Origin of the sequence: Arthrobacter sp. 49Tsu3.1M3 (genome assembly GCF_900168135.1) — a bacterium.
Lineage (GTDB): Bacteria > Actinomycetota > Actinomycetes > Actinomycetales > Micrococcaceae > Arthrobacter.
The window spans coordinates 118,555-142,844 of the sequence record NZ_FUZD01000008.1 but is presented as its reverse complement, the minus strand read 5'-3'; the positions used below and the strand labels follow the sequence as shown (position 1 = coordinate 142,844).

Sequence of the window (24,290 nt, the reverse complement as noted above, 5' to 3'; positions counted from 1 at the left end):
CGGTAATGACTGGCACCACCCCCTCTGCAGCTGCCCCGTCCCACCCTGCCGGCGCCGGTCCGCACTGGCCCGCCCCCTTCGCCGCACGGCCGGTCGATGCCACTGTCACCGTTCCCGGATCCAAGTCCCTGACCAACCGGTACCTGGTGCTCGCCGCCCTCGCGGACGGACCCTCCCGGCTGCGGGCTCCCCTGCACTCCCGGGACTCCGCGCTGATGATTGAGGCCCTGCGGCAGTTGGGGGCCACCGTCACGGAAGTGCCCGGCGACGGAGCCTTCGGCCCCGACCTGGAAATCGTCCCGATCAGCATGGACACCGCGGCGGCGGACACGGCGATCGACTGCGGCCTGGCCGGTACGGTCATGCGCTTTGTGCCGCCGGTGGCCGCGCTGCGCCGCGGTGAGTCCCGTTTCGACGGCGACCCGCACGCCCGCAAACGCCCCATGGGCACCATCATCGAGGCCCTCGCCGGCCTGGGCGTGGCAGTGACCGCACGCGACGGCGGTCCGGCGTCGTCGTTGCCGTTCACGGTGCACGGCTCGGGCGAAGTGCGCGGCGGCCACCTGGTCATTGATGCCAGCGCTTCGTCCCAGTTCGTCTCCGCCCTGCTGCTGGCCGGGGCGCGCTTCACCGAGGGACTCCACCTGGAACATCAAAGCCGGGAACACGTCGGCAAGCCCGTACCGAGCCTGGACCATATCAACATGACCGTGGCGGTGCTGCGCGGCGTGGGCGTGGCGGTCGACGACTCGGTGCCGAACCACTGGATTGTCACCCCCGGCCCGATCCGCGCCTTCGACGTCCGGATCGAGCAGGACCTCTCGAACGCCGGACCCTTCCTCGCGGCGGCCCTGGCCACCGGCGGCACCGTGCGGATCCCGAACTGGCCCGCGGAAACCACCCAGGTGGGTGATCTCTGGCGCGGCATCCTGACCGCTATGGGCGCCACGGTGACGATTGACGGCGGGACCCTGACGGTCAGCGGTGGACCGGAGATCAAGGGCGGCGACTTCGACGAGACCAGCGAACTCGCCCCCACCGTGGCCGCGCTCTGCGCCCTCGCCGCCGGCCCCTCGCGGCTGGGCGGCATCGCCCACCTCCGCGGCCATGAAACGGACCGGCTCGCCGCCCTCGTCGCCGAAATCAACCGCCTCGGCGGCGACGCCGAAGAAACCCCCGACGGCCTCATCATCCGCCCGGCCCCGCTGCACGGCGGTGTGGTGCACAGCTACGCGGACCACCGCATGGCCACCGCCGGCGCCATTCTGGGCCTTGCCGTACGCGGGGTGGAAGTCGAGGACATCGCAACCACGGCCAAGACCATGCCCGATTTCCCGCAACTCTGGGAAGCGATGCTGGCCCAGGGACCCGCCGCAGATGAGGACACCGCCGGTGGCACGCAGCACTGATTCCTGGGACGAGTCCGACGTCCGGATCCGGCCGAACAAGAAGGGCACACGGCCCCGCACCAAGGACCGGCCCAGCTACGACGACGCCGTCACCGGACGCATCATCACCGTCGACCGCGGCCGCTACACCGCCGTCGTCGGCGAAGGGACCGCGGACGAACGCAAGATCATCGCGGCCCGGGCCCGTGAGCTGCGCCGCAACCCGGTGGTTGCCGGCGACTTCGTCTCCCTCGTCGGGGATGTCACCGGTGAGCCCGACACCCTCGCGCGGCTGGTCAAGATCCAGGACCGCAAGACGCTGCTGCGCCGCAGTGCCGACGACACGGACCCGATCGAACGCGCCGTCGTGGCCAACGCCGACCAGCTGGTTGTGGTGGTCGCCGCCGCCAACCCCGAGCCGCGGACCGGTTTCATCGACCGTGCGCTGGTGGCCGCGTACGACGCCGGCATTGAGCCGCTGCTGCTCGTCACCAAGGCCGACGTCAAGGATCCCGCCGAGCTGCTGTCCAACTACCAGCACCTCGACTTCCCCGTCATCATCTCCAAGACCGCCGACTCCGCCGCTTCCGGCATCGACGCCCGCTCCGACGACGGACTTTCGGCCCGGCTCGACAAGGACGCGGTGTCCCAGCTGCGCGACTACCTCGACGGCAAGGTCACCGTGATGCTGGGCCATTCCGGCGTCGGCAAGTCCACCATGGTCAACGCCCTGACCGGCGCCGAGCGGGCCACGGGAGGCGTGAACGCGGTAACCGGCCGCGGCCGCCACACGTCCTCCTCGGCACTGGCGCTCAAAGTCAACGATGCCCCGGCCGGCAGCTGGATCATCGACACCCCCGGCATCCGGTCCTTCGGCCTGGCCCACGTGGACCCGGACCGGATCCTGCGTTCCTTCCCGGACCTGGAACCCGGCACCGATGATTGCGAACGCGGCTGCAAGCACGACTCCACGGCCGTCAACTGCGGCGTCGACAAGTGGGTTGCGGCCGGGCACGCGGGGCCCTCGGGACCGGCCAGGCTCGCGTCCCTGCGCCGGCTGCTGGGCACGGACCCGCGGATGGAAGCGCAGGAAACCAAGGAACTGGGCACCGTCTCCTAGCCGGACCGGCGGCGGGGCGGCGGCGCCGTGCCGCGGCCTCCCGCCCGGCAGCCAGGTTTGACGGTAGTTTGGAACCATGAGCCAACCCGCTTCGAGCTACAACGATGACCTGCGCCTTGCCCATGTACTGGCAGATTCGGTCGATTCCCAGACCATGAGCCGCTTCAAGGCGCTCGACCTTCGGATCGAGACGAAGCCTGACCTCACACCCGTCACCGATGCCGACAAGTCCGCGGAAGAGGCCATCCGCGGCCAGCTCTCCCGGTCACGTCCGCGTGACGCAGTCCTGGGCGAAGAATTCGGCAGCTCGGGCCACGGCTCCCGCCGGTGGATCATCGACCCGATCGACGGCACGAAGAACTTTGTCCGCGGTGTCCCGGTCTGGGCCACCCTGATCGCCCTCGTCGACGAGGGCGAGCCGGTGGTCGGCGTCGTCAGCGCGCCGGCACTGGGCAAGCGCTGGTGGGCCGCCAAGGGTGCAGGCGCCTACACGGGCCGCTCGCTCGCCGCCGCCACACGGTTGAAGGTATCCAACGTCTCCAATCTCGAGGACGCCTCGCTGTCCTACTCCAGCCTTGGCGGCTGGAAGGAACGCGGGAACCTGGATGAGTTCCTGGGTCTGACCGAGGAAGTGTGGCGGACCCGCGCCTACGGTGACTTCTGGTCATACTGCCTCGTGGCCGAGGGCGCTGTGGACATCGCCTGCGAACCCGAGCTGAACCTGTACGACATGGCAGCCCTGGTGCCGATCGTGACCGAGGCCGGCGGCCGCTTCACCTCGCTCGAAGGCGAGGACGGTCCCTTCGGCGGCAACGCCCTGGCCACCAATTCGATCCTGCACTCGGAAGTCCTCAAGCGGCTCAACCCCGGGCTCGACGACCTCTTCCAGGCGCACCCGAACAACTGAACCGCGCCCGTAATAATCCGCTTCACAATCGGTGCCCGCCTTTTCCCCGGCTGCGCCGATGTCCTACGCTCGATGCAGGTCACGAGTGCCAGCGCTAAACCCCGGTTTGCTGGCCGGCAACCCTCCAGTCGCGGTGGGGTGCCCCGGGTGACGACCTGGCCGGTCCGGAACGGACCCGGCAAGCGCGGATTCCCACGGTGTGGGGTCCTGTTCGAGTGAGGTCCCATGACAACTGCCATTTTTCCCGTTGCCACTGAATTCCATGCTGCTGGTGCAGAACAGTCCGCAGGGCAGGCTGATGGCCGCCAGGCCCTCGCGGCCCGCCCGCTGGCAGCCGTCACCGGGGCCGAAATCCAGGCACCGCTGATCACCGGCGGCCACGCGCGCTACGCCAACCTTGACTACGGCGCCTCCGCCCCGGCCCTGTCCGTGGTCTCGGCCTACCTGAATGAAATCCTGCCGTACTACGCAAGCGTGCACCGCGGCGCCGGCTACGCATCGCAGATCAGCACTTCCGTCTACGAGAACGCCCGGGACATCGTGCGGGACTTCGTGGGCGGCCGGCCCGACGATTCCGTGATCTTCACCCGCAACACCACCGATTCCCTGAACCTGCTGGCCGGCTGCCTGCCGCTGCGCGACGGGCGGGCCGCGGGCGAGGTCCTCTACCTCGACATCGAACACCACGCCAACCTCCTGCCCTGGCAGAATGTCCCGCACCGCAGCGTCGTGGCCGCCGCCACCCTCGCGGCCACCGTGGACCGCCTGCGCGACGAACTCGCCCGCGGCGGCGTCAGCCTGCTGGCCGTCACCGGCGCCTCCAACGTCACCGGCGAGATCCTCCCGATCCGCACCCTGGCCGCCCTGGCGCACGAATACGGCGCCAGGATCGTCGTCGACGCCGCGCAGCTCGCCCCGCACCGGCGGATCAATATCGCCGCGGACGACGTCGACTACCTCGCCTTCTCGGGGCACAAGCTGTACGCCCCGTTCGGCGCCGGCGTGCTGGTGGGGCGGACGGACTGGCTCGACGCCGGCACCCCGCACCTGGCCGGCGGCGGCGCGGTCCGCGATGCCCGGCTCGACTCCGTCAGCTGGACCACAGGGCCTGCCCGGCACGAGGGTGGCTCGCCGAACGTCCTCGGCGCGGCGGCCCTCGCCCGCGCCACCCAGGTCATTGCGGCCCTGGACCCGGAGCAGTGGCAGGCCCACGAGGACGCCATCCGGTCCTTCCTCGTCGAGGGCCTCCAGGGCATCGAGGGAGTAACCGTGCACCGGATCTTTGCCGATTCGGCGTCCGGGTCTTCCTCTGCTTCTTCCGCTGGAAGCGATCACCCGGACACCGGCACGATCGGCGTCGTGAACTTTTCCGTGGAAGGCTACGACGCCGGACTGGTCGCCGCCTACCTGTCGGCCGAACACGGCATTGGCCTGCGCGACGGCCGCTTCTGCGCCCACCCGCTGCTCAAGCGGCTCGGCCTGCCCGCCGGTTCCCTGCGGGCCAGCTTCGGCCTCGGCTCACGGCTGGAGGACGCCGAACGCCTGCTGGCCGGACTGCAGCAGCTGCGGCAGAACGGACTCGGCTGGGATTACGTGGTGGACGCCGGCCGCTGGGTGCCGGCCAACGATACCCGCAGCTACCCGCACTGGGCGCCGAACACCCCGGGCACCGCCGGCGCTGCGCCCTGCACCCTCGACTAGGGCAGGACCAGGGCCCGGCGCGGGTGCGGTAAATTCGAAGGGTATCTGAAACCAGCAGGACCTTCCCGAAGGAGATCGCACGTGGCAAGCGCCGGCCCCAGGCTGCACAGCGGACCGAAGCTGCACAACGGACCAAAACTGCACAGCGAGCGGCGCCAGGAACTCGGACAAAGCTTCCAGGACGGCGGCGAGCACTACGAACGCGTCCGCCCCGGCTATCCGCAGGAGTCGGCCGACTGGCTGGTCCCGGCGGGAGCCAGGGACGCCGCGGACATTGGCGCGGGCACCGGGAAGTTCACTTCCCTTTTGGCGGAACGCGGACTGGGCACGGTGGCCGTGGACCCCTCTGCCGACATGCTCGGGCAGTTGCGCCGGACCCTGCCGGACGTCACGGCCATCGAGGGCAGCGCCGAGGACACCGGTCTCGAGCCGGAGTCCTTTGACCTGGTCACGGTCGCCCAGGCGTGGCACTGGTGCGACTCCGGCCTGGCCAGCACCGAGATTGCCCGGATCCTGCGGCCGCACGGCGTGCTGGGCCTGATCTGGAACCAGCTGGACACCAGCGTGCCCTGGGTGCACAGGCTCTCCCGGATCATGCACGCCGGGGACGTGCACAAACCGCACTTCCGTCCGGCCGTGGGCGCCGAGTTCACCGGGCTGGAGAGCCACCTGACGCGCTGGGAGGATTCCGTCACGACGGAGGACATCCAGGAGCTGGCCAAGTCCCGCAGCTACTATCTCGCGGCATCGGACTCCACCCGGGCCAAGGTCACAGCCAACCTCGCCTGGTACCTGCACGAGCACCTGGGGCACACCCCGGGCGAGGTGCTCCGGCTGCCCTACCTGACCCAGACGTGGCGGGCCTTCCGGGCCTGATGCACGCTCACCCCGGACTCCCCCGGATTGCACGCAGCGCCCGCCGGGCCTATTGTTTCGGTATGCCTAATAATTTCTTATAGGCACATGAAACTTTGACACCGGCTGTTTTCCGGCCGGCGCCGATCATCGCGTCACCGCCGACGCGCCAATCACAGGAGCTTGCAGTGCTGGAGGTAACGGGACACGGGCAACCGGCGCAGGACGCCCCCACTTACAAACACCCGGGTGCCCGGAGGGCGCTGATCGGCCTGTTGGGGCCGGCGTTCGTGGCGTCGATCGCCTACGTGGACCCCGGAAACGTGGCCGCCAACCTGACCGCCGGGGCGCAGTACGGCTACCTGCTCGTGTGGGTCCTCGTGGCCGCCAACGTCATGGCAGTCCTCGTCCAGTACCAGTCCGCCAAGCTCGGGATCGTCACCGGAAAGAGCCTTCCGGAGATCCTCGGCGAACGGCTCAAGCCGCTGTGGCGCCGCGCCTTCTGGGTCCAGGCCGAAGTCGTCGCCGCCGCCACCGACCTCGCGGAGGTGGTGGGCGGCGCAATCGCCCTGTACCTGCTCTTCGGCCTGCCCCTCCCCCTTGGCGCCGTGATTGTCGGCGCCGTGTCCATGCTCCTGCTCGCCGTCCAGGCCCGGCAGAAACAGCGGCCGTTCGAATTCATCATCATGTTCCTGCTCGGCATCATCACGGTCGGCTTCCTGGCCGGACTGTTCATCAGCCCGCCCGATCCGGGGGCCGCCCTGGCCGGGCTCGTGCCCGGCTTCCAGGGCCCGGACACCGTCCTGTTGGCCGCCAGCATGCTCGGGGCCACCGTCATGCCGCACGCCATCTACGTCCACTCGGCCCTGTCCCGGGACCGGCACCGGCCGGACGAACACCTGCATGTTCCCCCGGCGGCCATCGCGCGCCTGGTCCGGGCCACCCGGTTCGACGTCGTGGCCGCCCTCGCAATCGCCGGACTGGTCAACATCGGCATGCTGCTCCTGGCCGCCTCCACCCTCGGTGGCGAAGAAGGCACGGACACGATCGAGGGCGCGCACGCCGCCATCACCGCCAATCTCGGCCCGGTCGTCGGCGTGATCTTCGCGGTCGGGCTGCTCGCCTCCGGCCTGGCATCGACCTCAGTGGGCTGCTATGCCGGCGGCACCATCATGCAGGGCCTGCTCAAGATCCGGATCCCCGTCATGGCCCGGCGCGTCGTGACCCTTATCCCCGCCGTCGTGCTGCTGGCGGTGGGCTTCGACCCCACCTGGGCGCTGGTCCTGAGCCAGGTGGTCCTCAGCTTCGGGATTCCCTTTGTCCTGGTCCCTCTGGTGGTGCTGACCAGCAACAAGGCCCTGATGGGCCGGTTTGCCGACGGCCCGGCCCTCCGAATCGCCGCCATCATCAGCGTGGTGCTCGTCGTGGCTCTTAACCTGGTCCTGCTGTGGCTCACTTTCTCCGGAGGCAGCTGACGGTAGGCTTAGGTCTGTGAAGACCAGTACGCCCTCCTCCTCGATCGAGGACTACGTCAAGGTCATCTATTCGTTCACCGAGTGGCAGCGCAAGCCCATCACCTCCACGCAGCTGGCGCAGCGCCTGGGCGTCGCCAACTCCTCGGTTTCGGAAATGGTCCGCAAACTCAAGGACCAGGGCCTCGTAGACCACAAGCCCTACAGCGCCGTCACGCTCACCAGCGATGGAGTCCGGCTCGCCCTTTCCATGGTCCGGCGCCACCGGCTGATCGAGACTTTCCTCGTCCGCGAGCTGGGGTACCGCTGGGACGAGGTCCATGACGAAGCCGAGCTCCTGGAGCACGCTGTCTCGGACACCTTCATTGAACGCATGGCGGCCAAGCTGGGGAACCCCACCCGGGACCCGCACGGCGATCCCATCCCGGCAGCCGACGGCTCGGTGCTGATGCCCGCCGCCCACCGCCTGAGCGAACTCGACGACGGCCACACCGGCCGGATCACCCGGATCAGCGACGAGAACCCGGAGCTCCTGCGCTATCTCGCCGCCGAGGACATCGACCTCGACGCCGAAGTCGAGGTGGTGGGCCGGCGTCCCTTCGGCGGCCCCATGGTAGTGCGGATCGGTTCCGCCGCGGCACCGCGTGAATTCGATTTCGCCGACGAGGTCGCCTCGGCCCTCTGGGTCCACAGCGATGCCGGGCACGCCGGCTGCAGCGTCACGGAGAGCTGAGTGAAGGGTGCGCTGGACGAGCGCCGGGCTGTGCCGCGCCCCGGCGTCCCGAGCTGGAAGGCCTGGTCCGCCGTCGCCGTCGGCGGACTGATCGGAACCGAGCTGCGCTTCGGCGCCGGCCTGATTTTTCCGGAAAGCGCCGGCGCGGTGCCGTGGACAACGTTGACGATCAACGTCTTCGGGAGTTTCGTCCTGGCCACCCTGACGACCCTCTGGATCGCGCGGCCACAGACGGCTTTCTGGCTGCGCGCCGGCATCGGCCCCGGCCTTCTGGGGTCCTTCACCACCTTTTCGGCGCTGGTGATCGCCATTGACCAGCAGATCCGCGGCGGCTTCCACGCCACGTGGCTGGCCTACCTCGGGCTCTCGCTCGTCCTGGGCCTCGGAGCGGCGGCGGCCGGCTGGAAGACCGGCAAGGCGATAGCCGACCTCCGCGGCGGTGCGCAATGATGACCGCACTCGTGGTCGGGGCGTGCGGGGTGGCGGGAGCACTCTTGCGGTTCGCCGTCGACTCCTGGTTTGCGCACCATCAGGGCTCCCGACCACACTGGCCCTGGGCGACCTTTACGGTCAACGTCGTCGGATCCTTCATCATCGGCTGGTCCGTCGGCCTGACCGGCCACTTGGAGCTGGGCGCCGACTGGCACGCCGCGATCGCAACCGGTCTCGCCGGGGGCCTGACCACCTTCAGCTCATGGACCACCGCGACGGTCCGCCTGGTCAGCGAAGAGCGGTACCGGGCGGCGGCGCTCAACATCGGCTCGAACCTCCTCGCGGGGCTCGCGGCCGCGGCGCTGGGACTTGCCCTCGCGGGCTGAAAACCTCAGCCAGCCGCCGGTGTGTTGAGCGTTACACCGGGGCGTTCTGGTGGCTTTGGGCCGCCGTCGTTCCCGTATCGTTGAAGGATGGTTACCCGACGTGAAGCAGCCCAGATCCTCGACATTCCCTTGGAAATGGCGCACCGTCACGGCATCCCGCCCCGGCTGTCCGAGGCCGAGCTGGGCGAGCTGCTGGACAACCCGCCGGCGTGGCTGGTCCAGTCCAAGGCAAACCGCACCGGCAAGCGGCCCGTCTGGGTCCAGCTCACCTGTGCCGTCTGCGGATTCTCCGAAGCGGCCCGGCCCAAAAAATGGTGGCCGGAGTTCACTTACGTCTGCTGCGCGCACCACGAGGCACGCGAGATCCCGGTGCTCGGGCCCGGGCTCGTGCGCAGTGTGTACGACGGCGTCGGCAGCCGTTTCGCAGGCATCGTGGACGCCGCCGTTCCCGAGGCGTAGCTTAAAAGACGGGGCTACCCCTGGCCCCTGCCGTGAGGGAGAGCACCATGCCTGACAAGACGCCGCACCAGAGCGTGTCGAAGAAGTCGGTTAAAACCATCAAGGAAAAACGGGCAGAGAAAAAGGCGAAACACATCGTAGATGCCCACACCGACCCAGTGGCACACATCAAGAAGCGCTGAAAAATCGAGAGGCCGGAAGCCGTTGCTTCCGGCCTCTCGTTGTGTTGCCCTGACACGTCCCGGCGGGCTGGGGGCTCACCCGAAATGGATGATGTGACAATCTCCCGTTGGCGGTTTAGTGGTCTTGGGATCCGACCGAGAGGTCAGATCCCGGGGCCATGTCCGCGGGGCAGTTCCAACCGTTGAGCGGCGCGGCCCGCCATCGGAATCATTCGACGCGGGTGGTGACGGCCCGGCGGGGAACGCCCACACTAAGACCAGTGCGCCAGACAGCGTGCTCGACACAGACCGGAGGAATACCAGTGACAACCACACCGGAGACTGAGGCCCACGGGCCGGTCGACTTCGTACTCCTGGAGTTCCCCGTATCGGGACTAACGGGACAGGCGAGTGAGGAACTCGTTAAGCTCGTCGAGCAGGGCGTGATCCGCCTCTTCGATCTCCTCGTCGTCATGAAGAACGACGACGGATCTGTCGAGGTGCTCGAACTTACCGACCCAGGCGGTCCCGCGGCGGGGTTCTCCTACTTCGAGGGGGCCCGGACCGGGCTTTTGGGCGACGATGACATCGCCGAGGCCTCGGCCGCGTTGCTCCCCGGGACGGTGGCCGCGCTGATCGTCTACGAGAACACCTGGGCCGCACCGTTCGTAGCGGCTGTTCGGGACAGCGGGGGCGAGCTCATCGCGAGCACGCGGATCCCTGCGCCGGACGTGATGGAAGCACTGGATGCCCTTGACGCCGCCGCACCTCCGGTTGCCGACGCCTGAGACCTGACGCAGAACACGAGATGTGAAGGAGAAGAATTATGGGACTTCTTAGGGGTGTGGCGCGGACGGCAGTCGTTGCCGGGACGGCCAGTGCAGTCAGCGGCCGGGTTCAGCGCCGCCAGGCCAACAAGTTTGCCGAGAAGGACGCCGCGACCGCGGCCAAGCAGCAGGAGGCCTACGATGCGCAGATGGGCCAGCAGCAGCCACCGCCGCAGGAATACCAGCAGCCTGTCTACCAGCAGCCACCGCCCCCTCCTCCGGCCGCCGGCGGCATATCCAACGAAGCGCTCGAGCAGCTCAAACAGCTCGGGGCGCTGAAGGAGCAAGGGATCCTCACCGAAGAGGAGTTTGCGGCCCAGAAGGCGAAAGTCCTCGGCACCTGACGTTGGCGTATCGCGGACGGGAAGGGAAGTGCCTGCCGGCGCTTCCCTTCCCGCTTAACGCACAAAACTCCCCGCCGGCAGAAGCCGGCGGGGAGTTTTGTGAACCCAATACGGGGTGGAGCGCCGTTGCCGGGCCCCTATGTGGAGATGGGGGGAATTGAACCCCCGTCCGATGTCGTGTTGTCAGGGCTTCTCCGGGCGCAGTTTGCGTTGGATTTTCTCGGCCCCAGCCATGCTGCAAACAGCTGGCTGATCCGGGCCCAGTCATCTAAGAGTCCCGTTTACCCCGATGACGGAGGTAAACAGCAGTGGCTATCTAAATGACGCCAGGATCCGGGGCAATAGCAACCTCGGGCTGACGGACTGTCTTACTGCTTAGGCAGCGAGAGCGAAGTCAGTGCGTTTTGATTCGGCACTTATTGGTTTGCAGACAGCGTTTACGAGATAATTCTGCATCCTCGGCCCGCTTCACCTGTCGCGACTAACATCGTCGAAACCGATCATCCCCGTATTTTTTTATCAAACCCGGACCGGATACTTTCGGATCCTTCCCGGACTACCAATCATAACGCACCGCCTCCCGGAAACATTCCCGGGGACGGTGACAGCCTGCGGCGCGCTAGCGGCGGTTGCGTTCGCGCATGACGCGCTGCGCTTCACGCTTGTCCTGCTGTTCGCGCAGCGTCTGGCGCTTGTCGTATTCCTTCTTGCCGCGGGCGACGCCGATTTCGACCTTCGCGCGGCCGTCCACGAAGTACAGCTGCAGCGGCACGATCGTGAAGCCCGACTCGCGGATCTTGTGCGAGATCTTGGTGAGCTCTTCGCGGTGCAGCAGCAGCTTGCGGCGGCGGCGGGCGGCGTGGTTCGTCCAGCTCCCCTGGTGATACTCGGGGATGTGGATGCCCTCCATCCACAACTCGTCGTTGTAGAACGTGCAGAAGCCGTCCACCATCGAGGCATGGCCCTCGCGCAGGGACTTCACTTCCGTGCCCATCAGTGCGATGCCGGCTTCATAAGTGTCAAGGACGTGGTAGTCGTGCCGGGCCTTGCGGTTGGTGGCCACTACCTTACGGCCACTTTCTTTGGGCACGGTAGGACTCCTTGGTTTGTTGGTGGTTCACTCCGGCCAGGTGGTACGGAGTCTTTCCAGTTTACGGCAGGCCGCCCGCCTCAGCGGATGGCCCGCCGGATGGCCCGGGCAGGACTACAGCAGGTTCATCGGGTCCACGGCCCGGCCGTTGAGCCAGGTCTCGAAGTGCGAGTGGCAGCCGGTGGAGTTGCCGGTGGTGCCTGAATAGGCGATCAGCTGCCCCTGGTTGACGTGCTGGCCGACCGAGACCGCCACGGACGTGTTGTGGTAGTAAATCGTGGTCAGCGAGTTGCCTTGGACCACCCCGTGGGAGATCTTCACGTTGTTGCCGCCGCCGTCGTTGGCCCAGCCGGCCGAGAAGACGGTTCCGGCAGCCGCGGCGTAGACGGGCGTGCCGCAGGCGGCACCGAAATCGATGCCGGTGTGCATATAGCCGCCCTGGCCGTAGAAGTCGATGGTGCCCGGCGGCGTCGCCCGCCAGCCAAACCCTGAGGTGATCGGAATATTCCCGGGGAACGGGTGCTGCAGCCCGAAGGCCGACGGTGAGCCCTGGGCCGGCGGGACATACGGCTGGACCGCCTGTCCCTGCGCCCGGGCGGCGGCCGCTGCGGCCTCGGCAATGCGCCGCTGCTCCGCTTCCCACGCCTCCCTCAGCTTCCGGTCGCGTTCGGCGATCTCGGCGGCGACGGCGTCCTGCTGGGCCTTGACCTGCGCGAGCTGGTTCTGGATGCCGGGCTTGGCAGCCTGGAGCTGGGCGTCGAGCCGGGTGGTGTCGGCGATCAGCTTGTCCACGGCGGCCTTCTTGGCTGCGGCCTCGTCCCGGGCGGCCTTTTCCCGGGCCAGTGCGGCGTCGGCTTTGGCCTTGAGGTCGGTGATTTCAGCCTCGACGGCGGCCAGCCGGGCCTGCGCGTTGACGTTGGTGGCGCTCTGCTGGGTGAGCTTGTCCATCGCGGAGTTCTGGCTGCGCAGGGCCTGGTCCGCGAGGTCGATGGTGTCCGTCAGGCTGCCGCCCTGGTTCGAGCCGAAGAACAGGGACAGGTTGGACGGGACGCCGCCGGACTTGTAGGCCTGCGTGGCGATCTGACCGATCAGCTTCCGGGTGTCCGCGATCTTCTGTTTATCCGCTTCCAGCTGCTGCGTGATCTTCGCCTTGTTCTGCTGCGCCAGGTCCACGCGGGCCGCGAGGGCCTGCACTTCCTGGACCGCTCCGGCCACCCGGCCCTGGGCGTCCGTGAGCGCCTGCTGGGCGCCCGGGAGCTGGCCCTGGTACAGGACCAGGTCCGCCGCGGCCTGGGCGATCCGGCCGTCCACGAACTCGAGGGAGTGCTGGACCCGGGCCGCCTCGTCGCGCAGCGCGGCCTGCTGGTCCTCAAGGTCGTCGGCGAACGCCGCCGGACTCGAGGCCCCCATGGTCCCGGCCAGGACCAGCGCCAGGGTGGCGCTGATCATCCGGCTGCGGCGCCCCACCAGGCGGAGCCGGAGGGATTGCCGGAGGGGGCGGCGGGCCATCGGTGTCATAAGCATTCCCTTTTCGTTGCGCAAAGCTAGACCCGCAAGTACCGGCGGAGGGTCAGCAGGGAGGAAATTCCGGCCAGGACAACGCCCAGGCCAATCAGGGCCGGTACCAGGATCAGGGTCTGCCCGGGCGAGATAAACGCCGTGTCTGGATACTGCTTGGACAGGACCCCTTCGAGGAAGAAGCGGGCCACGGCCCACAGGGTGCCGGAGGCCAGGGCGGCACCGATCACCGCGGCGATCACGCCTTCGAGGATGAACGGCAGCTGGATGACCATCTTGGACGCGCCCACCAGGCGCATGATGCCTGTTTCCCGGCGGCGGCTGAACGCGGAGAGCCGGATAGTGGTCGCGATCAGCAGGATGGCACAAATGATCATGACGCCGGCAATGCTGACGGCCACAAGTGACGCGGCGTTCATGGCCGAGAACAACCGCTCCAGCAGCTGCCGCTGGTCGATCACGGTCTCCACGCCGGCCTGGGAGGAGAAGGTCTCGCTGATGATCTCGTACTTCTCCGGGTCCTTCATGTTGATCCGGAAGGATGCCGGCAGCTGGTCCGGGGTCACGGAGTCAACGATCGGGGAATTGGAGAACTGTTCCTTGAAGTGCTTGTAGGCGTCGTCCTTGGACTCGTACTGGAAGTCGTTGACGTACTGCGCCACTGCGGGCGATTTCAGCAGCGTGCGCAGGTTGTCCTCCTGCTCCGGCGTCGCCGGACCGGTGGCGCAGCCGGGCGCCGTCGAACCGTCACTGCAGAGGAAGATGGCCACCTGGACTTTGTCGTACCAGTAGCCCTTCATCTGGTTGATCTGCAGCTGCAGCATGCCGGCGGCACCGACGAAGGTCAGCGACACGAAGGTCACCAGGATCACGGAGATCACCATGGACAGGTTGCGGCGCAGGCCGCTGCCGATCTCGCCCAGGACGAATGCAAGCCTCACGCCTGGCCCTCCCCTGCGGTGCGGAACTCGGCGCGGGCTTCGGCGCGTGAGCCGGCCCGGGGCGGGATAACCTGCGGCTGTTCGTCCCGTCCGCTGGCGTCGCGCAGGCGGCGCGACTGGCCCACGACGGGAATCATGGAGGTGTAGAGGGCCTTGGCCTCGTCCCGGATCACGACCCCGTTCTTCAGTTCCACCACCCGTTTGCGCATTTCGTTGACGATGTCGTCGTCGTGCGTGGCCATCACCACGGTGGTGCCGTTCTGGTTGATCTTGTCCAGCACGCCCATGATGCCCATCGAAGTGGTGGGGTCCAGGTTTCCGGTCGGCTCGTCGGCCAGCAGGATGCCGGGGCGGTTCACGACGGCGCGGGCGATCGCCACGCGCTGCTGCTCGCCGCCGGAGAGTTCGTGCGGGAGACGGTTTTCCTTGCCTTCCAGGCCGACGGTCTTCAGGACCTCGGGGACCGTGTCCCGGATGACGCTGCGGCTCTTGCCGATGACCTGCATGGCGAAGGCGACGTTGGCGAAGACGGTCTTCTGCGGCAGCAGGCGGAAGTCCTGGAAGACGACGCCGATCCCGCGGCGCAGGCGCGGCACCCGCCAGCTGGAAATGTTGGCGACGTTCTGGCCGGCCACGTAGACGGCGCCGGAGGAGGCGCGGTCCTCTTTGAGGACCAGGCGCAGGAAGGTCGATTTGCCGGAGCCGGAGGCGCCGACGAGGAAGGCGAATTCGCCACGGTCGATCTCAAGGTTGATCGAATCCAGCGCCGGCCGCGCCTTCTGGTCATAGACCTTGGTGACATTTTCGAAACGGATCATGGCCCTTAGTACCCTGCAGGACATGGCCGCGAGGGCCCGGTTCTGCTGCCGGCGCAAGGGCTTTCGTTTGGGGGAAGTAGAGCTCCGGCCCCTCGACTATACGCACGGGTAACGGCGGAACCGCCGGAACGGCGGGGTGTGTCGCGCGATTGTCAGGGACCTCCCAGTGGAGGCGCCCGGCCGGGCGCCGGGCCTACTTCTCGGCGTTGCGGTTGTCCGTCCGCCAGCGGATCCCGGCGTCGATGAAGTCGTCGATTTCGCCGTCGAACACGGCCGAGGTGTTGCCGACCTCGTGCTCGGTGCGGAGGTCCTTGACCATCTGGTACGGGTTCAGGACGTAGGAGCGCATCTGGTCGCCCCAGGAGGCTTTGACGTCGCCGGCGAACGCCTTCTTCTCGGCGTCCTCCTGTTCCTTCTTCAACAGCAGGAGCCGGGACTGCAGCACCCGCAGGGCGGCGGCGCGGTTCTGCAGCTGCGATTTCTCGTTCTGCATCGACACCACGGTGCCGGTGGGGATGTGGGTCAGGCGCACCGCGGAGTCTGTGGTGTTGACCGACTGGCCGCCGGGGCCGGAGGAGCGGAAGACGTCCACGCGGATCTCGTTGTCCGGGATGTCGATGGAGTCCGTCTGCTCGATCAGCGGGATCACTTCCACGGCCGCGAACGAGGTCTGGCGGCGGCCCTGGTTGTCGAACGGGCTGATTCGGACCAGGCGGTGGGTGCCGGCCTCGACGCTGAGCGTGCCGAAGGCGTACGGCGCCTTGACCTCGAAGGTGGCGGACTTCAGCCCGGCTTCCTCGGCGTAGGAGGTGTCCATGATGGTGGTCGGGTAGCCGTGGCGTTCGGCCCAGCGCAGGTACATGCGCAGCAGCATTTCGGCGAAGTCCGCCGCGTCCACCCCACCGGCGCCGGCGCGGATGGTCACCACGGCTTCGCGCTCGTCGAACTCGCCGGAGAGCAGGGTGACGACTTCAAGGTCGGCCAGCGCCTTGCGGACCGATTCGAGTTCCGCGGCGGCCTCGCCCATGGAGTCCGCGTCGTCCTCGTCCTGGCCGAGTTCCACGAGGACCTCGAGGTCGTCGATCCTGGCCACGAGCTTGTTGAGCCGCTCGAGCTCGGTCTGCTTGTGCGAGAGCTTCGAGGTGATGACCTGCGCCGCGGCGGGGTCGTCCCACAGATTGGGTTCACCGGCCCGCTCGCTGAGCTCGGCGATGTCTTCCTTGAGCGCCTCGACGTTCGAGACGTTCTCGATGGACGCATAGGTGGCCCGCAGCGCGCGGATTTCAGCGGGAAAATCAATGTTTGCCATGGTTTTTTAAGCCTACGCTATGTGTCCTAGCCCCCTGACCCCTGCCGGTTGCCCTGTCCTTTGGGGTTGCCCTGTCCTTTGGGGTTGCCCTGTCCTTTGGGTTGCCTGGCGGTCTGGTAGGCAGCATCTACTGATAGGGCAACCGAAGTGGTGGGCCGGCAGCTCAGCGGCTGAGGCGGGACCGCGCCGTCGACGTCGCCTCGATCCGGATGCCGTCCGGCACGAGGAAGTTCACCACCGGCGGGTGGACGGCGGCGCTCAGCACCACGACGGCGGTGGCGCCGTCCGGGCTGCCCGTCGCCGGCGCCACCGCCAGGGCGCTGAAGTGGCCGAATGCGCCGTTGCGGCCCAGATAGTCGACGGCGGCGCTGCGAACCCTCGCCCCGCTGAGGACGGCGGACGGTGTGCCGCCGGAGTTGCCCAGCTGGCCCAGGGTGAAGCTGTCCGCGGCGGCCACCGAGGCGCCGTCAGCGAGGGAGAGCAGTTTCTTGTGTTCCAGGTAAACGCTGGAGGCCGCCATCACGACGGTGGCGGCCAGCAGGGCAATCAGCATGAAACCGATGCTCAGCACCAGCACCTGCCCCTCCTGCCGGCGGGGCCCGGCCCGGCCCCTCACCGGAACCTGCCCACCAGCTGGGTTGCCGACGCGCTGAGCTGGCTCGCGTTCAGATGCAGTGCGTCGCTGAACGGCACAAACGGCAGGGGCACGGTGAGGCGGACGGTGACTGTCACCGCCGAGCCGGGCGCCAGGCAGTCGGCAGGCTCGCAGCGGGTGTCGACGCTGGCGTTTCCCGCCGGCTGGCCGTAATCGGCGAGCGCCAGCAGCACGGCTTGCTCTGCCGCTGCCCGGCCGCTTGCCGCGTCCGGCTGGGTAACGTAGACCTTGGCAGCCTGGTCGGCGGCGCCCACGACTGCGAACGAGCCGCCCTGGATCTGGCCCACTGTGATGATGAAGTACACCAGCGGCACCATCAGCAGCGCGGACAGGAAGACGAACTCGACCACGGCACTCCCCTGTTCCGGTGAGGCGCCGTGCTCCGGCCATTCAACGCTGGATGGCCGCATGACCCTTCACCTCCAAGAGCGCCCGGGGCCCGATGAACCCAATCACTGGCAGGGGTGCCCGGACGGTCACCTCGAGTGTGCGGATGCCCTGGAACGTCGATTCGCTCGTCCCCACGTCCCGCGCGAAATCCGGATTGAGCGCCGCGGTGATCAGCTGGACAGTCCGTTCCCTGGCGTCCCCGTCGTTGCGGTCGGCCAACGTGCCGTATCTGGCGCCCGAGGCGGCGGCGTCGATCAGCGTATTCCGGACGTGAAGTACCAGGGTGAGCTGAACGATCGCGAGGAAGAGCAAGGTGAGCAACGCACCGATCAGCACGAAGTCCACCACTGCAGCGCCCCGCTCTGCGCCCCTGCGGCTTTCCCCGCTATCGACCTGGCGCCCGGTCCCCCCGCCCTGGCCTGCCATTGCCTACTGTCCGACCTTGTCCATGGCCTGGTTGAAGAGGCCCTCAAGCGCAGGACCGGCGAGGGCGAGCAGGGCGGCCACGAGGACTGCCGACATGAGGGTGATCATGACCCAGCCGGGGACGTCCCCGCGCTGGGGATGGGCTACTCCCACGTCAGAGTGGTCCCCCGCCCGCGGTTGCGACGGAGCAGACCACCAGGTCAACATGCTGAGCGTGCAGGCCGCCAATGCCGCCCGGGTTCCGAAGTTTTTCACCGTGTCCTCTTTCCTGGTTTTCTGGTTCTCTCGTTTTCCGGAGTCCTGTTTTTGGATCTGATGGTTCGTGACGTGTCGCCGGCAGATCGTGCACCGTGTACCCCAGACCGGCCGGCCAGCTGCAGGGCGTCCTTCGTATCCTGTTCCCTCCTCGTATGACTTTTCTTGGGTCCTGCCCGTGCCGCCCGGCGGGCAGCCGTCGACTGTCTGCCGGTGGACCGCCGCCGGCTGTACGTCGTCGCTCGCCGGGTTCCTAGAGTCCGAGACTGATGGCGGCCAGACCTGGGAAGACGGCGAAGATGACCGTGAGCGGAAGGACGCCAAAGACAAGCGGCACCATCATGCCGATTTCCTTCTTGCCGGCGGACTCCATGAGCTCCCTCTTGGCTGTGTCCCGGACATCCTGTGCCTGCGCCCGGAGAACGTCGGCGAGGGGTGTTCCACGTTCGACGGCCACGATCATGCCATCCACGAAACGGAGCAGCGGCCCTTGATCGGTCCTGGACGAGAACTCGTGGAGGGCTTCCACGAGGGGCTTACCGGACCTGGTCTCGGCGAGGACACGGCCGAATTCCTGCGAGAGCTCACCCCGCGCGCTGCGGCAGACCCTGTCCAGGGCACCGGTGGCACTTTCGCCGGCGCTGACGGCCAGGGCCATGAGTTCGGCGATGCTCGGAAACTCCGACATCATCCGCGTCTCACGCTTCTTGATGTGCGCGCCCAACAGGTAGTCCCGGAACAGGAATCCGCCGACGGCGCTGCCCACGACGGCCACGACGGCGACGAACGGGCTGAAGCGGCCGATCGAGCCGGCGAGCGCCACAATGCCGACGGCGAGAACGAAACCGCCAGCCGCCCAGAGGAGTTGCTCAGCCCGGAAGTCCACGGCTGTTTTGGCGCTGCCGGCGCGGGCGAGCCGGCGGTTTAACGCCGTCGCGCCAAGGTTGATCCGGCCCAGGGACCTGGCACCGTCCCGGAGCGCCGGGCGGAGGATCCGTTCCAGCGGCCCAAACGGTGTGACATTCCGCGGGGCGGTGCGCAGAAGCCGGGATTCGAGGTTGTGGGTTCTCAGCTGGGGTTCGATACGTTCGACGAACGTCGTTGGGCGCATGAAGGGAAGCCGGACGAGGAACAGCCACAGGCCCGCCCCGAGCACGGCCCCGCACACCGTGGCGCCGGCCATCAGGCCGGTCATCGGAGGACCCGCTGTTCTTCCGGCAGCGCCCCGATACGCAGCATGATGGCGTAGGACAGCAGGGAGACGGCAAGGCCGCCCAAGAGGACGGCAGCGCCGAGCGGGGTGTTGTACGCCATCACAGCCTCAGGACGGCTGGCCAGCAACACCAGGACAATCCAGGGCGCAGCGACGGCCAGGCGTGCGGCGTTGACGGTCCAGGATTGCCTTGCCTCCAGCTCACTCCGGGTCCTGGCACTCTCCCGCAGGAACTCCGCGAGGGTGCCCAGCAGCCTCCCAAGGTCCGAACCGCCCACCTCCCGGGTGAGCCGGAGGGCTTCGACGATCCGGTCCGCCACGGGATCGGCCAGACGGTCCTTGAGCCGCGTGAGTGAGGGATCGAACTGGCCTCCCGACCGGTAGTCCGAGCCAAAGTCCACAAACACGTGGCGAAGCTCCACGGGACCCTTGTCGCCCAGCTGGATAAGGGCCTCCGGCAGCGACAGACCGGCCCTGATGGCTGAGCGCAAATGATCAACGACGTCCGGCCAGAGCTGGCGGAGGACAGCCGTGCGCTTTCTGGCACGCCACCGGACCATCGCCATCGGCAGCCAGCCGCCAAAGAGGCCAAAGCATCCCGAGATCGGCCATGACCCGGTAACCGCGAAGAACGCGAGCGTCGTGAACGCCCCGAGTCCAATGCACGAGGCGAGCAGCCCTGCCGCGCTGACCTTTTCGATGCCCGCCGACCGCAGGAGGTCCTCAAGCCGGCTGGTCCGGGGCCGGCGCCGCCCGCTCTCAGGCGTCTCCCACGCGGACCACCAGATCAGCAGTAGGCCGGCGCCGCCCAGCATCCCAACCAGCGGCGCCATCACCGCTGCTCCAGCAGCGCCGCGACGTCGTACCCGGAGCGGGCAAACTTTTCCGCGGCGGGCATGGAGTTGGCCTTGGGCATAAGCTGACCGTCCGACATCGTGAACACCATGGAAGACTCGATGATCCCGTTTTCCACCCGGCGGCCCAGGGACAGGATCTCGGTGACCTGTCGGCGCCCGCCGGCGTGCCTGCTGCAATGGATCACCAGATCAATGCAGGACGCGACGGTGGGCACTACGAACGCGCTAGATATGTTGTCGCCGGCGAGCAGCGGCAGCGTGCAGATTTTTGTCACGGCATCATGGGCGGAGTTCGCATGCACGGTGCACATCCCGGGAAGCCCGGAATTCAAAGCGATGAGCATGTCCAGGCTCTCGGCCTCCCGGACTTCCCCGACCACCAGCCGGTCCGGCCGCATGCGCAGGGCCTCCTTGACCAGACGGCGCAGCGGAATCTCCCCCTGCCCCTCGAGGTTCGGCTGACGGCACTGAAGACCAACGACGTCGCGGAGCGGCAACTGCAGTTCAAAGATTTCCTCCACCGTGATGACCCGTTCGCGGGTGCCGATGCTGGCGGCGAGGCAATTGAGCATGGTGGTCTTGCCCGCCTGGGTGGCGCCAGAGACGAGGATGTTGAGGCCGCTGGCGACGGCGGCACCGAGGAACCTGGCCGCCTGCGGGGTGAGCGTCCCCAACTCCACCAGGTGCTCGAGCCGGCTGGCTTTGACCACGAACTTGCGGATATTGATGGCCCAGTGACGCCGGGTGACGTCCGGGATCACGACGTGCAGCCTGGAACCGTCCGGGAGCGCCGCATCCACGAACGGAGAGGACATGTCCAGGCGCCGGCCCGAGCTCTTCAGCATCCGCTCCACAAGGTCCCGGACCTGCTGGTCCGTCAGCGAAACGGAGGTCAATTCCGATTCGCCGTTGCGCGCCACATAGATTTCATTCGGCGCGTTGAGCCAGATTTCCTCGATGCCTGGATCGTCCAGCAGCGGCTGGAGCGCACCGAAGCCCGCCACAGCGTCGAAGACGAATCTCCGGGCCGACTCCAACGGGCCCAGCGGGGGCAGCGGCGCCAGGAGGGCCCGTTCGTCGTAGTCGCTGACCGCCGCCTCGACCAGGCGCCGGACCTCCCCGGACTCCCGCAGGGGGTCAAGGCCCCGCCGCCGGATCAGCTCACGGACCTCGTCCTCAACAATGCGTACAGCCTCCACCTGGACCCCCATATGACTGCCGCCCCTGTGCCGGCGCGATGGGGTTAAAACTAGGGGCGGGCCACCGGCCCGGCAAGGGGTGCCAAAGGTGTATGTGGATAACCGCCTGGTTTCAACATGACAACTTTCACTTTGGTAACACTTGAATCACTGGTCTCAGATGTCGGCCGATGTTAGGGTGAGCGCGTTAAGTCAGACATTCTCTCAGCCCGGCCAGCTCTCCTCGTAGCCCCTCGGGCGCGAGACCGTGTGGCGCGGCTCCCACAGCGTGCCATTGCCCCGGAGCGGAACATGAAGCGCACCCTATATCCCCCCACCAGCCACCGATGCCGCCGGGCAGGGGCCATTCTCGTGGCCGCCACCCTGCTGGCCATCACCGGCGTCCCGTCGCCGGCGACCGCCGTCGAACCGCCGGCCACGCCCCCGGCGTCTTCCACGGCGTCTGCCAGCCCGTCGCCGGCGGTCACGAGCTCCGTTCCGGCGCCGTCCGCAACGGCCCGCCCGGCCGCCACGGCCGCCCCGGCACCGGCACAGGCCCCGGCACCAGCCCCTGCCCCCGCACCCTCACCGACCGCGACGCAGGCAGCGGCACAGTCCGCGGCGGCGCCGGGCGGCGTCAAGGACCGGGCGGCCATGGCCGCGGCCGTCGGCCCCGGTGGTGCCGAGATGGGCCAGCGCTCCGCCCGGGTCAGCGCTCCGTCGCCACTACTGAAGGCGACCACCCAGTCCGCCGCGATTGAATCGCTCACCACGCAGGGCACGTGGTCGCCGTCGTACGGGGTCAAAGGCCTGGACGTCAGCGGCCACCAGACCAGCGTCAACTGGCAGAGCCAGTGGAACATGGGGGCCCGCTTCGCCTACGTCAAAGCCAGCGAAGGAAACTACTTCACCAACGATTCCTTCGGCGCCCAGTACGACGGCGCCCGCAGCGTCGGCATGATCAGGGGCGCCTACCACTTCGCGATCCCTAACTGGTCCTCGGGAGCCGACCAGGCACGCTTCTTCGTCCAGAACGGCGGCGGCTGGAGTGCCGACGGCCGGACCATGCCCCCGGTCCTCGACTTCGAATTCAATCCTTACGCCGGCCGCACCATCAACGGCTTCTACTTCGGCAACACCTGCTACGGCATGTCCCCCTCGCAGCTGACGTCCTGGGTGCGCGACTTCGGGAACACCATGCGGGCCCTCACCGGCCGCCTTCCCGTCATCTACACCAACACATCGTGGTGGAACCAGTGCACGGCCAACGCGGCGGGCTTCGGCGACTACCCGCTGTGGGTCGCGTCCTACCCGCTCTCCGCCACAGACAACGCCGGGCCCGTCCCCTCCAGCTGGAGCGTCTTCAGCATGTGGCAATACAGCAGCACTGGGCCGTTCGTGGGCGACTCCAATATCTGGAACGGCGACTATGCCTCACTCCAGCGCTTCGCCGGGACGCCGCTGCCCACCGGGTCCTTCGACGACCTCTCCGTAACCCGCGACGGCGCCGCGGTCTCCCTGCGCGCCCGGGGCTGGTCGGCAGACCTGGCCAGGACGTCGTCCTCGATCCAGACCCACATTTACGTGACTGATCCGTCCGGGACCACCAAGGGCTACGCCTGGCAGGCCAACCAGCCGCGGCCCGATGTTGACCAGGCCCTCGGCTACGGTCCGTTGCACGGCTTCGACGGCACGGTCCGGATCACGGCTTCGGGCACGTACAAGGTCTGTGCCTACGCCATCGGGTCCTTCGGCAACACGCTCCTGGACTGCAAGTCGCTCCGGGCCACCGGGGTGGAGGCACCGACGGGGTCCTTCGACAGCTTCGGCCAGGTCCGCACGGCCGACAAGGTCACGTTGCAGCTCAGGGGCTGGGCGGCCGACCTCGCCAACCCCTCGGCCTCCAGCTATGCGGACGCCTACGTCACCGACCCGGCCGGGAAGACCACCGGGTACCGGATGACGGCCAACGTCGCCCGGAAGGATGTCGCGGACGCGACCGGCCTGGGGCTGGCCCATGGCTTCGACTACCAGGTCAAGGCCACCGTTCCGGGAGCGTACCGTGCGTGCGTCTACGGGATCGGCCGGAACGCCAACGTGCTGCTGTCCTGCAAGACCACAAACGTCGAGGCCAACCCCGCGCCGTTCGGCTCCTACGATTCGGTGTCCCTCACCCAGGCGCCCAACGCCGCGAACTTCCAGGTGAGCGGATGGGCATTGGATCCGGTGCAGCCAGGCAAGAGCGTGCCCGTGCACGTCTACGTCCAGTCGCCCGACGGAACCAATCCCGGCTACGCCTTCACCGCGAACCGCCCGCGCCCGGACGTCAACGCCGCGCTGCAGACGGTCGGTGACCACGGCTTCCAGATCTCGGTCCCGCTGACCCGGGCCGGGAAGTACACCGTGTGCGCCTATGCCATCGGCATCGCCCCGGTCACGGCAGGGAACACCCTGCTGGGCTGCAAGTCCATCAGCGCGGCCCCGACCCCCGCCACCATGGGGTACCTGGATGCGGCCTCGATCCAGGTCATCAGCGGTAAAGCCTCCATCCGGGCCTCCGGCTGGACCCTGGATCCGTCCTTCCCGGCCTCATCGATCCCGGACCACGTCTACGTGACCTCCCCTGACGGGATCCGGAAGGGGTACGCCTTCATGGCCGACCAGAAGCGCCCGGACGTCAACCGGGCCCTCGACACGGTCGGCAACCACGGCTTCACGTCACCGGTCCCCATCACCCAGCGCGGCCAGTACCGGGTGTGCGCCTACGGCGTTGCGGTTTCGATGCTGAGCCTGAACAACTCCCTGCTGGGGTGCCAAACGCTCACCTACTAGCCCGTCCTGGCTGACGGCGCACA

Annotated in this window: 26 protein-coding genes, 1 other RNA gene and 1 riboswitch; of the genes, 14 read left to right on the top strand and 13 right to left on the bottom strand. The window is 67.8% G+C overall.

Annotated elements, in window-relative coordinates; translation table 11 throughout:
* The first annotated feature begins 5 nt into the window (after positions 1 to 5).
* From aroA to B5X90_RS11355, 13 genes are all read left to right on the top strand, one after another.
* Positions 6 to 1,409 (top strand): 3-phosphoshikimate 1-carboxyvinyltransferase, encoded by a 1,404-nt coding sequence (gene aroA / locus B5X90_RS11410; RefSeq protein ID WP_079553034.1) that lies wholly within the window; start codon positions 6 to 8, stop codon positions 1,407 to 1,409.
* On the top strand, positions 1,393 to 2,508 hold the full coding sequence (locus B5X90_RS11405) for a ribosome small subunit-dependent GTPase A (protein ID WP_079553032.1): 1,116 nt from the start codon (positions 1,393 to 1,395) through the stop codon (positions 2,506 to 2,508). Before aroA ends, B5X90_RS11405 begins: the two co-directional genes overlap by 17 nt.
* 76 nt (positions 2,509 to 2,584) lie before the next feature.
* A complete protein-coding gene (gene hisN / locus B5X90_RS11400; protein WP_028277489.1) occupies positions 2,585 to 3,415 on the top strand; it encodes a histidinol-phosphatase in 831 nt (276 codons plus the stop codon).
* Between the two features lie 77 nt (positions 3,416 to 3,492).
* A riboswitch (SAM riboswitch) is annotated at positions 3,493 to 3,606 on the top strand.
* A gap of 34 nt (positions 3,607 to 3,640) precedes the next feature.
* On the top strand, positions 3,641 to 5,116 hold the full coding sequence (locus B5X90_RS11395) for an aminotransferase class V-fold PLP-dependent enzyme (RefSeq protein WP_079553030.1): 1,476 nt from the start codon (positions 3,641 to 3,643) through the stop codon (positions 5,114 to 5,116).
* 81 nt (positions 5,117 to 5,197) lie between these two features.
* Positions 5,198 to 5,992 carry a class I SAM-dependent methyltransferase gene (locus tag B5X90_RS11390; RefSeq protein WP_079553027.1) on the top strand — a complete coding sequence of 265 codons (795 nt, stop codon included), beginning with the start codon at positions 5,198 to 5,200 and terminating at the stop codon, positions 5,990 to 5,992.
* A gap of 167 nt (positions 5,993 to 6,159) precedes the next feature.
* On the top strand, positions 6,160 to 7,446 hold the full coding sequence (locus B5X90_RS11385) for an Nramp family divalent metal transporter (RefSeq protein ID WP_079553025.1): 1,287 nt from the start codon (positions 6,160 to 6,162) through the stop codon (positions 7,444 to 7,446).
* Between the two features lie 16 nt (positions 7,447 to 7,462).
* Positions 7,463 to 8,176 carry a metal-dependent transcriptional regulator gene (locus B5X90_RS11380; RefSeq protein WP_079553023.1) on the top strand — a complete coding sequence of 238 codons (714 nt, stop codon included), beginning with the start codon at positions 7,463 to 7,465 and terminating at the stop codon, positions 8,174 to 8,176.
* A complete protein-coding gene (locus B5X90_RS11375; RefSeq protein ID WP_079553021.1) occupies positions 8,177 to 8,626 on the top strand; it encodes a fluoride efflux transporter FluC in 450 nt (149 codons plus the stop codon).
* Positions 8,626 to 8,994, top strand: a complete 369-nt coding sequence (locus B5X90_RS11370; RefSeq protein ID WP_026538448.1) for a fluoride efflux transporter FluC — start codon at positions 8,626 to 8,628, stop codon at positions 8,992 to 8,994. The genes B5X90_RS11375 and B5X90_RS11370 overlap by 1 nt, the downstream gene beginning before the upstream one ends.
* An 87-nt stretch (positions 8,995 to 9,081) precedes the next feature.
* Positions 9,082 to 9,453 carry a hypothetical protein gene (locus B5X90_RS11365; protein WP_079553018.1) on the top strand — a complete coding sequence of 124 codons (372 nt, stop codon included), beginning with the start codon at positions 9,082 to 9,084 and terminating at the stop codon, positions 9,451 to 9,453.
* 47 nt (positions 9,454 to 9,500) lie between these two features.
* Positions 9,501 to 9,635 carry a hypothetical protein gene (locus B5X90_RS21630; RefSeq protein WP_018775274.1) on the top strand — a complete coding sequence of 45 codons (135 nt, stop codon included), beginning with the start codon at positions 9,501 to 9,503 and terminating at the stop codon, positions 9,633 to 9,635.
* Between the two features lie 302 nt (positions 9,636 to 9,937).
* On the top strand, positions 9,938 to 10,402 hold the full coding sequence (locus tag B5X90_RS11360; protein WP_018775273.1) for a DUF6325 family protein: 465 nt from the start codon (positions 9,938 to 9,940) through the stop codon (positions 10,400 to 10,402).
* Between the two features lie 38 nt (positions 10,403 to 10,440).
* The gene (locus tag B5X90_RS11355) at positions 10,441 to 10,785 is read left to right on the top strand and encodes an SHOCT domain-containing protein (protein ID WP_256860184.1); all 345 of its coding nucleotides are present in this window, start codon (positions 10,441 to 10,443) and stop codon (positions 10,783 to 10,785) included.
* 139 nt (positions 10,786 to 10,924) lie between these two features.
* Here B5X90_RS11355 and ssrA read toward each other — a convergent pair.
* The 13 genes from ssrA to B5X90_RS11290 all read right to left on the bottom strand — a co-directional run bounded on the left by ssrA (position 10,925) and on the right by B5X90_RS11290 (position 21,456).
* Positions 10,925 to 11,293: a transfer-messenger RNA gene (gene ssrA, locus B5X90_RS11350) on the bottom strand.
* 111 nt (positions 11,294 to 11,404) lie between these two features.
* Positions 11,405 to 11,875 carry an SsrA-binding protein SmpB gene (smpB, locus tag B5X90_RS11345; protein WP_026266743.1) on the bottom strand — a complete coding sequence of 157 codons (471 nt, stop codon included), beginning with the start codon at positions 11,873 to 11,875 and terminating at the stop codon, positions 11,405 to 11,407.
* Positions 11,876 to 11,989: 114 nt separating this feature from the next.
* Complete coding sequence (locus B5X90_RS11340; RefSeq protein ID WP_079553014.1) at positions 11,990 to 13,393, bottom strand: M23 family metallopeptidase; 1,404 nt, start codon at positions 13,391 to 13,393, stop codon at positions 11,990 to 11,992.
* A gap of 26 nt (positions 13,394 to 13,419) precedes the next feature.
* A complete protein-coding gene (ftsX, locus tag B5X90_RS11335) occupies positions 13,420 to 14,334 on the bottom strand; it encodes a permease-like cell division protein FtsX (protein ID WP_028276034.1) in 915 nt (304 codons plus the stop codon).
* A complete protein-coding gene (gene ftsE / locus B5X90_RS11330) occupies positions 14,331 to 15,152 on the bottom strand; it encodes a cell division ATP-binding protein FtsE (protein WP_043435207.1) in 822 nt (273 codons plus the stop codon). The genes ftsX and ftsE overlap by 4 nt, the downstream gene beginning before the upstream one ends.
* Before the next feature lie 193 nt (positions 15,153 to 15,345).
* Positions 15,346 to 16,461 (bottom strand): peptide chain release factor 2, encoded by a 1,116-nt coding sequence (gene prfB, locus B5X90_RS11325; protein ID WP_018775243.1) that lies wholly within the window; start codon positions 16,459 to 16,461, stop codon positions 15,346 to 15,348.
* A 163-nt stretch (positions 16,462 to 16,624) separates the two neighbouring features.
* Positions 16,625 to 17,038 (bottom strand): pilus assembly protein TadG-related protein, encoded by a 414-nt coding sequence (locus B5X90_RS11320; protein ID WP_079553012.1) that lies wholly within the window; start codon positions 17,036 to 17,038, stop codon positions 16,625 to 16,627.
* A gap of 35 nt (positions 17,039 to 17,073) precedes the next feature.
* On the bottom strand, positions 17,074 to 17,526 hold the full coding sequence (locus tag B5X90_RS11315; protein WP_079553010.1) for a hypothetical protein: 453 nt from the start codon (positions 17,524 to 17,526) through the stop codon (positions 17,074 to 17,076).
* On the bottom strand, positions 17,507 to 17,932 hold the full coding sequence (locus B5X90_RS11310; protein ID WP_079553008.1) for a TadE family protein: 426 nt from the start codon (positions 17,930 to 17,932) through the stop codon (positions 17,507 to 17,509). The genes B5X90_RS11315 and B5X90_RS11310 overlap by 20 nt, the downstream gene beginning before the upstream one ends.
* A gap of 3 nt (positions 17,933 to 17,935) precedes the next feature.
* Positions 17,936 to 18,139, bottom strand: coding sequence for a hypothetical protein (locus B5X90_RS21790; RefSeq protein ID WP_079553006.1), 204 nt, complete (start codon positions 18,137 to 18,139; stop codon positions 17,936 to 17,938).
* Between the two features lie 301 nt (positions 18,140 to 18,440).
* Positions 18,441 to 19,382: a type II secretion system F family protein gene (locus B5X90_RS11300; RefSeq protein WP_079553004.1), complete on the bottom strand. Its 942-nt coding sequence runs from the start codon at positions 19,380 to 19,382 to the stop codon at positions 18,441 to 18,443.
* Entirely contained in the window at positions 19,379 to 20,233 is an 855-nt protein-coding gene (locus tag B5X90_RS11295) for a type II secretion system F family protein (RefSeq protein ID WP_079553002.1), read from the bottom strand. Before B5X90_RS11295 ends, B5X90_RS11300 begins: the two co-directional genes overlap by 4 nt.
* Positions 20,233 to 21,456: a CpaF family protein gene (locus tag B5X90_RS11290; RefSeq protein WP_079553085.1), complete on the bottom strand. Its 1,224-nt coding sequence runs from the start codon at positions 21,454 to 21,456 to the stop codon at positions 20,233 to 20,235. The genes B5X90_RS11295 and B5X90_RS11290 overlap by 1 nt, the downstream gene beginning before the upstream one ends.
* Positions 21,457 to 21,747: 291 nt before the next feature.
* Between B5X90_RS11290 and B5X90_RS11285 the strand changes: the two genes are divergently transcribed.
* Positions 21,748 to 24,267, top strand: a complete 2,520-nt coding sequence (locus B5X90_RS11285) for a lysozyme (protein ID WP_079553000.1) — start codon at positions 21,748 to 21,750, stop codon at positions 24,265 to 24,267.
* The last annotated feature ends 23 nt before the right edge of the window (positions 24,268 to 24,290 follow it).